The following is a 12,001-nucleotide window of genomic DNA, read 5'->3' as shown; positions in this document are numbered from 1 at the left end:
AATCAGTGCGCCTGGGCGCGCAGCGGACGGCGACCTACCCGTGAGTCCTCCGCCCCGCCGCGCGCGTTCTGCACGGGCTTGTCGATCAAGCCCGTCGCGTCGAGCGCTGACAAGCGGGCCCTGATGCGCGGCTTGCCGCGCGTTGCCTCCTGGGGAGTGCTGACGATCTCCCTCAGCGCCATCGCCAGGGGACTCCCGGCACCGAGCAAGACCTTCTCAAAGGCCGCTTGATGCGGCGCCGCAAGTGCTAGAGCGTCCGCCAGGGAGCGGCCCTCGAGGAAGAAGGCCTTGACCGCAGTCCACAGCCCGCCGGACTGGGCATGCGGAAGGCCCGGCAGCCCCAGTTTCAACTGAGCTTGAACCAAGGGGTACCAACCGGCGGGATGGCTGCGCTGCAATCGCGCGTGGCTGGCCAGCGTTTGAACGTAAGCCTCTCTGGCTGCATCGTCCGTGATGTTCGGGCTGCGCACACGCAACGGCTGTCGCGGCGCGATGACGGCGCCTTCGATGGCCTGGATAGCGGCATCAGCCGAGTCAAAGAGCACAGCCATCGCGAGGATGTAGATGGTGGCCGCCGAGGCTGAAGTCGCAGTCCACAAGACGCCATCGACTTGGTGCCAGATGCGGCCCCTGGCCTTCGCCGGCAGGCCGGGCACGAGCTGCGCAAGCCAGCTCGACGGGAACCCATCGACCAGAGCATCGCTGAGCAGCGGGTCCGCACAGGCGGTAGCCGCCTTCGTCGCGTAGGTTCTGAACCCATGGGTTCGGGCGGCTGCGCGTAGCGCATCGCGTGCGGCGATAACGGGAAACGCGTGCGTGCGGTCCATCAAGGTATCGCACAGATCCAAGAAGCGCCGGACCGTTGGATGCTGCTGAAGGGTATCGACCCAGGCGCCGTCGATCCGAGCGCTCTGCCCCAGCGCCTGCGACGGCGGCTGCAGGAAAGCACGCTCATCCTTCACCACGGCTAGTGGCGCACGGTGCTTGCCACACCAATACACCCCTGGCAGTTGGTGCGCACGCCGCCAGTAGCTCCGGCCATGAAAGTCCACGTCTTCCCAGACGCAGTCCGGGCAGAGGTAGGCCCCCTCTCGACAACTGCGTTTACCGCTGACATGAATCAACACGAGATTGCTGTCACAGCCATGCGCCAGATCGGGCATGTACGAAGTGATGCTGCGCCGCAATGGCAGCGTGGTGTGGTTCATCACGAACCCGGCCAGGTCCATGCCGGCGGCTGTGCTGAGCAGCTTCAGCGTGGGGTTCCTGCGCCATGGCAAAGCAGCGGAGTCGTCCAGGGTTGCAAGGTGCGTCCGAACCTCTTCCTCTGTCGCCAACGCGTTGACGCGCATCAGCGCACCAAGGTAGCTGCGGTCGAGTTCGTCGGGTAAGGGTTGCAACCTGAGCACCATGGCGATCACCGCTTCTCGATGTGCACACTTGAACGGCCCAGCACCGCCAAGGAGCGAATGACGGCGGACAGGGCTCGGGCATGCTCAGCACTTCCGTCCCAAGCCTGCCGAACGGCGTCGAGCAACTCGTCGTTCTGCATCACCGCCTCAAGGCTCACGCCAGCATCCAAGGTTTCTGCATAAACGCATATTGCCTCAGCCAACCTGGAGCGCCGAGCATGTTGACCAGCAAGCACCCGACTGACCTGAGACTGGCTGGAGTTCAGGTGGCCAGCTATGGCTTTTTGCGTTAGCCCTCGAGACTGCAGGACCAATGCAGCGCGCAGGACGCGAGTTTCGAGATCTGGTCGAGGCATTGGTGCAGCATATTGAAATACATATCTGCATGCAATGGCGTCTGATCCCAAGTGTCATCCGGGTAGCTCGTTCGTGCGCCGGCGGAAAGCGCGCCCAATTGCCTCCTCAATCGCTTGGGCCGTTAGCGGCAGCCGACGCACCACGCTCATCTTGGCGCGCAGCTCCGGCAGCAGCTGCACGATCTCCCAGAGCTTGACGGGTTTTGTGCGGTCATGCGATTGCAGTTGCAGAGTGGCACGGCGCACAGCTGCACTCAGCTCCATGTCGCGCTCGTCCCACCGGACCGGCGAGCGCCGAGCGATGTCAACAGCTCTCTGCGGAGCGTGGAGATTCAGCCACTCGCGGTCATGCCGGTAGAGCCACGCAAAGCCTGCTGGGTTGATGGCTCGCAGTAGCTTGTTGCTGATCCCAGGGTGGTTGGCCGCGGCACCGAGCCATGAGTCACGGTGAGCGCGCTGGACTGTCTTGAAAACGGCCTGCTGCCAAGCGGATCGAAGACCTGGCTCGGTACGAAGCAGTCTTGTGATGATCTGAATAGAGACGCCATGCTGGAGGGCAGCTTCGCCCTTTGAGTGACCTGAGCTCAGGTCCCTGATGAGCGCCTGGCGCACCTGTGGCACCAGCGATTTGGGGCGCCGAGTGGGCACGATCCCAGCCTCAGCGCCCCAGGCCATCGCCGTGCCGACGTCGATGCCGAGCGCTGCAGCCACCGATCGTGCCGAGCCACCAGACCGAAGGTGCTTGATGGCTTGCGCCTTACGCGACTGCTTGGAGACGTCCTCATACGAACAAGGCTTACGGGCCTCACGAGGAGCCGAGCCCAACTCGGCGTGGGATGCCCGGGTATGAGTGTGGACGAAGTCGTCGACGCTCTGGAAGAGCCAGTCGATGAGCAGCAACTGACGCAGTGGGTGCGCGCCTGATCGGAGAGGCCGCGCCATCCGACCAATCCAGGCATAGGCCAGTTCTTCGGACACATTAAGACCAGCCAAGTCCGGAAGGTCGCTGAGCGCGGCAAGGTGCGCGGCGAAGCCCCTGGACGCTGGCGCCAAGCGCAGGTGGCCGTTTGGGGTGATCCAGCCCTGCTCGCACATCCGGCTGCGCAGCGTCGTCTGAACGGCGCCTGCCCGCAGCCACTCGGCCGACTGGCCAGCCTGGACCAGCTCATGGATGAGTCGAGCCAGCCGGCTGCGAGCCTCGCGAGCGGCGTAGCCGGCTGCCGGTCGAAGCGCCAAGCTCTGCCGGCTCGGGAGCTGCCACATGAATCGCTCGACCCCGTTCGCTTTGACGCTGCATTCCAGCAGCGGCGCTCCATGAAAGACGCACGTCCAAACTCCAGGGAATTGATGCACCAAGCGCCAGGGGACCCAGCCATGATCGTGAGCATCCTTGGCCATGCATTCCTCGCAGGCTTTGAGCGGGTGGTGCGCCCGAAATCGGCTCGTGAGAAGGCCCAAACGGAACTTGAGGCCGCTGACGCTCGGGCTGGACATGCTTGTCACGGCGCTCGCGATGTCACTGGGCGTCAGGAACGGCGCATAGAACTTTAGGACCGTGCGATCCAACGCGAGGTCAGCCGCCGGGCCATAGGCCCCGCGGGTGAGCATTTCAAAGCGAGACAGTGAATTGGGTAGGTCGTGATGGACGCCTGCCCGGCGGCCTCCGAACAGGGCCTCGCAGGTGAACTCTGAAGCGCTGAAACCCCACATCCGGTGGTGTCGGCTGCAGAGGCTGAAGAGCGTCTCCCCGGGCAGCGCCTCGAGCAAGGAAATGCCACTTCGTCGGGGTGGGAAGGCAGGCGGACTGGTGCGCATGGATGCCCCGGCTGAAAGGTGGTCCATGGTCGCCAAGGTCTCGAATGTCGGCAAGCGCCGAGCACGCTGATTGATGCTCAGCGGCGTGTCGGGGCTTCAGCTATGCAGCGGTTGCAGACAGTCAACCAGTCGGTCTGCATTGGGTGTAATCGGCTAGTAGCGTTCGTTGACCCGGGTCGACATTCGAGTCGCCCAGTGAGGCCGATCAGCACCCATTTGGAGGGAAGTGGCTGGCCCGACGACCTGTCAAAATGCACAGAGAGCGATTGGGCCAGTCTCTGGGGCACAGACCCGCCCCGGGCATCACCAACGTGCAAGCGTCTCAGACACTTGCACTCAGCAGCCGCTTGCGGCCGAGAAAGTTGAGAAGCCTATGACTGAAAAGCAAGAAGAAGGCAATTCGGGTTCCATCAAATGGAACATGAAGAACCTAATCTTGATCACCCTCGAAGCAGTAGTTCTCGTGATCGGCCTCTGGATGCATCCAGTGTTCGAAAGCAGCCCGGCGCGGACACTGACCTAATCGCTCTTAGCCACTCGACAATGCCAGTTGGCGGCGCGCGGCAAACGACGAGCGTCCCTTGGAGATGAGCGACCCGAGCGACCGCTTCGGCAGCGTCGCAATAACAAGCCGTTAGTCCGCTGAGTCGAAGCAGTCACAAGGATGATTCGCGGTGAAAGGCTACGGCCAGCCTTGGAGTTCCGTTGCCTGTCCAACGGCTCGCATGCAGCGCTTGCGGTCACTCGTGTTGGCGTCATCGATGTCCGATCGCGCCCCGGAGCGCTCATTCGCGGCGTGAGCTTGAATCCTGCCTACCATTGCGCGCAACAGCTAGCGATCTGGGTCTAACCAGGCAGGGAGGGTCGAAATGCATCTTGTGCGCGTTCGCGTCCGAAACTTCAGAGGCATCGCTGACGGCGAGGTCCTACTTGACGGTCACACGGTTTTCGTTGGAGATAACAACGCCGGCAAGTCCACTCTGCTGGAAGCGGTGGATTTGGTGCTCGGGCCCGAACGGCTGCACCGGCGCCCAGTCGTCGACGAGCACGACTTCTATGCTGGTCGGTACGTAGACCCGGCCAACGCTGAGGTGATCCCAATCCAGGTCGAGGTGATCGTTGCCGGCCTTTCCGAGGAGCAGCAACGGCACTTCCGTGAACACGTCGAGTGGTGGGACGCAAACGCCAAGACTCTTCTTGAAGGCCCTCCGCCCGAAGGCACGGACGCGGAGCATGTCGGCCCGGCAATGCGCGTGTTCTTCAACGGCTGGTACGACGTCAACGAAGACGACTTCACTGGCGACACCTACTACGCAATTCCCAAGATGGCGGATGGCTCCTATGTGCGCTTTTCGACCACGGACAAGCGCAAGTGTGGCTTTCTTTACCTGCGCACTCTGCGCACCGGTGCCCGAGCACTTAGCCTGGAGCGGGGCTCATTGCTGGATGTGATCCTTCGCCTGAAGGAGACGCACCTGAGGATGTGGGAGGATCTTCTTGACCAGCTGCGGGCACTGCCGGTTGGAGAAGGCAAGGAGATCGGCGAGCTGCTTGCGTCCGTCCAAGACGCAGTACGCCACTACGTGCCCTCCGATTGGGCCGAGCAACCCCACATGCGTGTCTCGGACCTCACCCGGGACATGCTGCGCCGCACCCTGACGGTCTTCATGGGAACCGGTGCGATGAGGTCTGATGGATCCATATATGCCGCGCCGTACCAGCATCAAGGAACAGGCACGATCAACACGCTGGTCCTGGCTCTGCTGTCCATCATTGCGGAACTGAAGCAGAGCGTCATCTTCGCGATGGAAGAGCCGGAGATCGCGCTTCCTCCGCATACCCAAAAGCGAATCATCAATTCGCTGCGCCAGAAATCGGCTCAGGCGATCTTTACCTCCCACTCCCCCTATGTTTTGGAGGAGTTCGATCCCGGTCAGGTGGTGGTGCTAAAGCGCGCTGCGGGGATGATGACCGGACTGCCGGCTGCGTATCCACCTGCGGTCAAGCCCAAGATCTACCGCACCGAGTTTCGGGCGCGGTTCTGCGAGGCTTTGCTCGCGCGCTATGTGCTTGTGCTCGAGGGCCGTACGGAGTTCGATGCGATCCCTGCCGCGGCGCGCCGGCTCGGCGATCTGGATCCAAAGAGATTCAAGTCTCTCGAGAACCTCGGCGTGGCCATCATCGACGCGCGAGGAGAGACCAATGTGGCTCCTTTAGGGGCCTTCTTCCGGTCGCTTGGAAAGGTCGTGTTCGCCGTGTTCGATAAGCAGTCGCCTGCGGCACTGGCCCAAATCGTCGCCGCTGTAGACCATGCCTACGAATCAGCAACCAAAGGCTTTGAGAACCTAGTCTTGCAAGGGACACCCGAGGCCGCACTTCGCGCCTATGCCGATACCGTGATTGCCGCCGGTGACTGGCCTCCGCATCTTGCCGCTAAGACGCCTACAGCAGCGACGCCGCTTGCTGAACTGCAGGGGATGCTGTCGCAGTACTTTGGCTGGGCGAAAGGCGGAGGGGACGCCGGCGACCTGCTCGCGTCATGTCCGACCGTCGATGACGTTCCGGAGTACGTACGAATCACGCTGGCGGCTATCAAGGACGTAGTCGAGCCGCCACCGGCCGAGGCCGCCGCAGTGGCGGCTCAAGGTGTGGCCGTAGCACCCGAAGTTGGCGGACTTGCTGCTTTGGCTGAGCCTCTTCTGCAGGCGCCGATCTACGCAAAGTTTCAACCGCACCCGCCCAAGCCACTGGAATGACCGCCGCATGGAGCGATCAGAAGCGCGGCTTTCTGGCATGCGCAGAACATGCCCTGGCGCTGGGCGGTCCTGGAGCCGGCAAGACCCACGTTGCCCTGGTCAAGGCTGGGGACGAGATCCGCTCAGGAGTGCTCAAACCAGGGCAGAAGATCTTGTTCTTGAGCTTCGCCAGGCCGACGGTCGCGCGCATCCTTGAGAAGGCTTCGGAACTGATCTCGCGTGAGGATCTGCAATGGCTGGAGGTCAGCACCTATCACGCCTTCGCTTGGTCCGTTCTCAAAAGCCATGCTTATCTGTTGAACGGGAAATCTGGGGTTCAGCTTTTGCCGCCCCCTGAAGCGGCCGCACACCTGGCGGACATCGGAAAGGACAGCCACGATGCCGAGAAGCAGCGGCTCTTCGAGCAAGAAGGGCGCCTGCACTTCGACCTGTTTGCTCGCCTGGTTGGAGAGTTGTTCCGACGGAGTGGCCGGCTGGCTCGAATTTTTTCGGATAGCTATCCCGTCATCATCCTCGACGAGTTTCAGGATACGAACAGCGATGAATGGTCACTGATCCAGCAGCTTGGACAAAGGAGCCGACTCATCGCACTGGCCGATCCCGACCAACGAATCTATGAGTTCCGCGGAGCTGACCCTAGAAGAGTAGGCGAGTTTCTCGACGTCTTTCGAGCAAGTCACTTTGACTTCGCGGGCGAGAACCATCGGAGCGGCGGCACCGACATCACGACGTATGGAAACGACCTCCTCACTGGGGCCAACAAGGGCAGGACGTACCAGCAGGTCAAGGTCTCGCGCTATGGATTTATGTTCGGCAAGAGTCTGCACTTCAGTACCAAGGCAGCGGTTTGCACGGCCCTGGCACGCCTGAGGAATGTTCCGGACAAATCGATTGCCATCCTGGTTCCATCCAAACGACTCATGCTGGAGTTATCCGACTACTTGTCGTCCGCTGGAGACGGCTTGCCTGAGTTGCACCACGACGTCGCAATGGATGCCGAGCCCCCGGCGCTCGCTGCCGGCGTCATTGCCACTCTGCTGGAAGGGGGCCCAGCGGGGGAAGTAGCGAGTCGGATGCTTGCCGCACTTCACTCTCATATTCGAGGCCGGCGCGGAGCCAAACCCACTCCACAGACGGAACTCGATCTGGCGGGCGCCCTGAGTGGCTTCATCACCACTGGGAAGATCGCCGGCTCAAAGCGAAAGTTAATCGTCAGTGAAGTCCATCGCATCTCGAATGAGCGGCAGCTGCTGACATTGACCGGTGACCCTGCCGCGGACTGGCTACACCTTCGAGGCCTCCTGGCGTTGTCCCCCGCGACTGCATTGAAGCAGGTGGCGATGGATGCGCGCTACCTTCGGCTTCTACACCGAGGGTCGGTATTGCGGGCCAACCTGGGCGGTCTATGGCGCACTCAAGGCGGGTATCGGGGTGCTGAAGATGCAGTGCGCAGCGCACTGCTGCAGGAGCACTTTGCAGCGGCTCAAAAGGATTGGCGAGGCATCCACCTTATGACGATCCACAAATCCAAGGGCAAGGAGTTCGACGAGGTCATCATCTATGACGGCATGTTCCAGCGCATCGCCAGGAAGCCGGACGACGCCAAGGCGTGCGCCCAGGATCTGCTGGCGCTAAGGGTGGGCGTGACGCGAGCGATCCGGCGAGCCACCATCCTGACGCCAAAGAGTGAGCCGTGCCCTTTCCTTTGAAGTTGGTCGCCGATGGCAACCAATAAGAACCAGCACTTCGTGCCCAGATGTCATCTCCGTCCATTTACGAAGGACGAGGGTGACGCATCCATCAATGTCTTTAATCTCGACCGCAGGAAGCTCATAGCAAACGCCCCCGTAAAGAATCAGTGTTCGCGGGACTACTTCTACGGAAAGGATGCCCTGCTCGAAACGGCGATAGCGTCGCTGGAGCGCGCGTACGGGGCGACAGTTCGCGCGATCAGGACTCCGGGCTATTCGCTTCGAGAGGAACACAAAGTTCTTCTCCGCAGGTTCTGGTTGTTTCAGAGCCTTCGGACCGAGGCTGCATCGAGCCGTGCTGTGGAGATGAGTGCGGATCTCCAACAGTTTGCTGGAGAAGGGGCTGCTTCGTTTAGGCTCGACATCAAACAAGCCGTTCAAACTTCGATGCGAGTCTTTGCCGACGCCATGGACGCAGTCGAAGGATTGAAGGTGTGCCTCGTCCGCAACCGAACCAGCTTGCCCTTCATCACGTCAGACGACCCCGCGGTCTTAACGAATCGCTGGTACTTGGAGGACAAGAGAGCTTCGGGTCGATCGTTTGGCTGGCAATCGGCAGGCGCTTTGGCGCTCCTCCCCCTGACTCCGAAGGTCCTCTGCATCGCATATGACGGTGACGTGTACAGCATCCAGCATGACCGGGGCTGGGCTGAAACACGGAGAGAGGAAGACGTCCTAGCCTTTAACCAGCATCAGCTCCTCAACTGCTTCGCTAACGTCTATCTACATGATGCGACGTACTCGCCCGAACTCTCTGCACAGTACGACGTAGCGTCAGCAAGACGTCTTCCCTCCCGCCGTGCGTTCCACGTCGCGGTCTTTGATCGAATCGAAGGCGAGTACACACGCTACCGAGTTGTCACGCCGGAAGAGGCGAACGCCTGCACGCTTGAAACTATTTGCCACTCTGAGACTCTGCATTGCTCCCCAACGCTCTGGCCTGCGCTCGTTAGGTGGCGCACCCCGGGATCCGTCTTCACGAACGGGACGGGCGTGAAGTACGTCCGCCGAGAAGTCGCTGCAACGATGCAGAGTCACCGAGATTTCTGGCGTGAGGACGCGAGACGAGCTTGAGCCCCTTGGATGTCAGCTCTGCCATCGAGTGTGACCGTTCAGCCAGGTCAAGTCGAGCGACTGCATTCAGCCTGGAACCGCCGCTCTCATCAACCCAGCTCACCTTAGTCAGGCGCCCTTCGGCACTGCTGCCGTGTTTTCGACTTTGGCCGCCGATCACATCGTCTAGGCCGCGAAACGGCCTTCGTCTCCTATGAGAACGATGCACGCTATTGATGTGTGCGTCGCCCCAAAGTCACCCGGGTTGTTTTCGACTTTATTTGCCAGTATTCGACTTTATTTGTACGGAACAGCGGCGGCCCAAGTTCGCAACCGTCACTCGACGGTCACGGACTTGGCCAAGTTCCTTGGCTTGTCCACATCCGTCCCACGTGCGCAGGCCGTGTGATAGGCCAGCAATTGCAGGGGGATCACGTGCAGGATCGGGCTGAGCGCGCCGTAGTGTTCGGGCATGCGGATCACATGCAGGCCCTCGCCGCTCTCGATGTGAGAGTCGCTGTCGGCGAACACGAAGAGCTCACCGCCGCGGGCGCGCACTTCCTGCAGATTGCTCTTGAGCTTTTCCAGCAGCGCGTCGTTGGGCGCCACGGTCACCACCGGCATCTCGGCCGTCACCAGGGCCAGGGGGCCATGCTTGAGCTCACCGGCCGGGTAGGCCTCGGCGTGGATGTAGCTGATCTCCTTGAGCTTGAGGGCGCCTTCCAGGGCGATCGGGTAGTGCAGGCCACGCCCCAGGAAGAGCGCGTTTTCCTTGCGCGCAAAGGCCTCGCTCCAGGCCACGACTTGCGGCTCAAGAGCCAGCACGGCCTGCACGGCCAGGGGCAGGTGGCGCAGTTCCTTCAGGTACTGCTCTTCCTGCGCCTCGCTCAGGTGGCCGCGCTGCTTGGCCAGCACCAGGGTCAGCAGGAACAGGCCCACCAGCTGGGTGGTGAAGGCCTTGGTGCTGGCCACGCCGATCTCGGCGCCGGCGCGGGTGATGAAGTTGAGCGCGCATTCGCGCACCATGGCGCTGGTGGCCACATTGCAGACCGTCAGGGTCTGCTCCATGCCCAAAGAACGGGCGTGCTTCAGCGCGGCCAGGGTGTCAGCGGTTTCACCGCTCTGGCTGATGGTGACGACCAGGGTGCGCGGATCGGGCACCGAATCGCGGTAGCGGTACTCGCTGGCGATTTCCACGCTGGTGGGGATCTTGGCGATGGACTCCAGCCAGTACTTGGCCGTGCTGCCGCTGTAGTAGCTGGTGCCGCAGGCCAGGATCAACACACGGTCCACATTCTTCAGGCGCGCGCCAGCGCCGGCGCCCAGCAACTCGGGGCCGATGGTCTCGACGGCGTCCAGGGTGTCGGCAATGGCCTTGGGCTGCTCGAAGATTTCCTTCTGCATGTAGTGACGGTAGGGGCCCAACTCGGCGGCGCCGCTGTGGGCGTGCACGGTCTTGACCTCGCGGTTCACTTGCTCGAAGCGGCCGCTTTCGCCCTTGTGCGTCACCCAGTGCTTGCCCAGCTGCAGGTCCACCACATCGCCCTCTTCCAGGTAGCAGATCTGGTCAGTAACGCCGGCCAGGGCCATGGCGTCGGAGGCCAGGAAACGTTCGGGGGTGGCGGCGTCCTGCCCCACGCCCAGCACCAGGGGCGAGCCCTCGCGGGCACCCACCACGCGCTGCGGCTCGTCGCGGTGGAAGACGGCAATCGCGTAGGCGCCCTTGAGGCGGCCGATGGCTTGCTGCACAGCCTCCAGCAGGTCACCGGTGTAGAGCGAGTCCACCAGGTGGCAGATCACCTCGGTATCGGTCTGGCTGTGGAACTGATAGCCCTTGGCCTGCAGTTCGGCGCGCAGTTCGTCGTGGTTCTCGATGATGCCGTTGTGCACCAAGGCCACACGGCCGGCCGAGCCTTCGGCCGCATTCGGGCCCGGGCTGAAGTGCGGGTGGGCATTGCGCACCGCCGGTGCACCATGGGTGGCCCAGCGGGTATGCGCAATGCCGGTGTCCGAGGCGATGCCATCCTCAGCAGCCTGGGCCTGCAACTCGGCCACGCGGCTGGTGGAGCGGGCGCGACGCAACGCGCCGTCCTGGTGCACGGCCACGCCGCAGCTGTCATAGCCGCGGTATTCCAGGCGCTTGAGGCCCTCGATCAGGATGGGGGTGATGTTCTTGCTGGAGACCGCGCCGACGATGCCGCACATGATGGTGTTCCGTCCCGTTTGAAAAGGTGGCGCATGCTAGGCAGGCCAATGCGGCATGTGCTTGCAATTTGGCAATGCTTTTGCATGAAAATTGCACACCAAGAATGCGAAGACTTTTTTCTTCACAATTCTGCATTTTTTGCAATTTTCATCCACCCAACTGGAGGGGGCATCTTGGACGCCACTGACCTGCGCTTGTTGGCCTGCCTGCAGGAAGACGCATCACTGACCAACCAGGCCCTGGCGGATCGCTGCGGCGTGTCAGCTGCCACTGCGCTGCGACGCGTCAAGGCACTGCAGGACATGGGCGTCATCGAGCGCCAAGTCGCCATCCTCAACCCCGCCGCCTTCACCCCGCTGCTGACCGCCCTGGTGGAACTGACCCTGGACCGCCAGGGTGCCGAGCACCTGGAGGCCTTTGAGGCCAAGGCCGTGGCGGCCCCCGAGGTGCAGCAGTGCTACCGCAGCTCGCCGGGGCCGGACTTCGTGCTGGTGATCCTGGTGCGCGACATGGATGCCTACGCGGCCCTGGCGCAACGCCTGTTCACCCAGGACGCCAATGTGCGCAACGTGAAGGCCTACTTCGCGGTCAAGCGGGCGAAGTTTGGGGTGGGGCTACCGCTGTCGGGCTAGGGCGGGTTCGCTCGGGCTTC

9 protein-coding genes are annotated in these 12,001 nt (G+C 62.3%); 5 read left to right on the top strand and 4 right to left on the bottom strand.

Going from position 1 to position 12,001, the window contains the following annotated elements; all coding sequences use genetic code 11:
• Window positions 1–2: 2 nt before the first annotated feature.
• The 3 genes from FF090_RS03910 to FF090_RS03900 are packed head-to-tail and all read right to left on the bottom strand — an operon-like array spanning window position 3 to window position 3,535.
• Window positions 3–1,412, bottom strand: a complete 1,410-nt coding sequence (locus FF090_RS03910; RefSeq protein WP_246071557.1) for a TniQ family protein — start codon at window positions 1,410–1,412, stop codon at window positions 3–5.
• A gap of 5 nt (window positions 1,413–1,417) precedes the next feature.
• A complete protein-coding gene (locus FF090_RS19815) occupies window positions 1,418–1,768 on the bottom strand; it encodes a helix-turn-helix domain-containing protein (RefSeq protein ID WP_138855477.1) in 351 nt (116 codons plus the stop codon).
• Between the two features lie 54 nt (window positions 1,769–1,822).
• Window positions 1,823–3,535 (bottom strand): TnsD family Tn7-like transposition protein, encoded by a 1,713-nt coding sequence (locus FF090_RS03900; protein ID WP_175423509.1) that lies wholly within the window; start codon window positions 3,533–3,535, stop codon window positions 1,823–1,825.
• Window positions 3,536–3,956: 421 nt separating this feature from the next.
• Between FF090_RS03900 and FF090_RS19090 the strand changes: the two genes are divergently transcribed.
• The 4 genes from FF090_RS19090 to FF090_RS03885 all read left to right on the top strand — a co-directional run bounded on the left by FF090_RS19090 (window position 3,957) and on the right by FF090_RS03885 (window position 9,164).
• Entirely contained in the window at window positions 3,957–4,106 is a 150-nt protein-coding gene (locus FF090_RS19090; RefSeq protein ID WP_175423508.1) for a hypothetical protein, read from the top strand.
• A 346-nt stretch (window positions 4,107–4,452) separates the two neighbouring features.
• Complete coding sequence (locus FF090_RS03895; RefSeq protein WP_138855475.1) at window positions 4,453–6,339, top strand: ATP-dependent nuclease; 1,887 nt, start codon at window positions 4,453–4,455, stop codon at window positions 6,337–6,339.
• Window positions 6,336–8,048: a UvrD-helicase domain-containing protein gene (locus tag FF090_RS03890; RefSeq protein ID WP_138855474.1), complete on the top strand. Its 1,713-nt coding sequence runs from the start codon at window positions 6,336–6,338 to the stop codon at window positions 8,046–8,048. The genes FF090_RS03895 and FF090_RS03890 overlap by 4 nt, the downstream gene beginning before the upstream one ends.
• 12 nt (window positions 8,049–8,060) lie before the next feature.
• Window positions 8,061–9,164, top strand: coding sequence for a DUF4238 domain-containing protein (locus FF090_RS03885; RefSeq protein ID WP_138855473.1), 1,104 nt, complete (start codon window positions 8,061–8,063; stop codon window positions 9,162–9,164).
• Between the two features lie 315 nt (window positions 9,165–9,479).
• On the opposite strand, the gene glmS is transcribed toward FF090_RS03885, so the two are convergent.
• Window positions 9,480–11,348: a glutamine--fructose-6-phosphate transaminase (isomerizing) gene (gene glmS / locus FF090_RS03880; protein WP_138855472.1), complete on the bottom strand. Its 1,869-nt coding sequence runs from the start codon at window positions 11,346–11,348 to the stop codon at window positions 9,480–9,482.
• Window positions 11,349–11,522: 174 nt separating this feature from the next.
• On the opposite strand from glmS, the gene FF090_RS03875 reads away from it, so the two are divergent.
• Entirely contained in the window at window positions 11,523–11,981 is a 459-nt protein-coding gene (locus FF090_RS03875) for an Lrp/AsnC family transcriptional regulator (RefSeq protein WP_246071500.1), read from the top strand.
• Window positions 11,982–12,001: the final 20 nt, after the last annotated feature.

The organism is Inhella inkyongensis, from assembly GCF_005952805.1.
Lineage (GTDB): Bacteria > Pseudomonadota > Gammaproteobacteria > Burkholderiales > Burkholderiaceae_C > Inhella > Inhella inkyongensis.
This window is presented reverse-complemented; position numbering and strand designations above follow the sequence as displayed.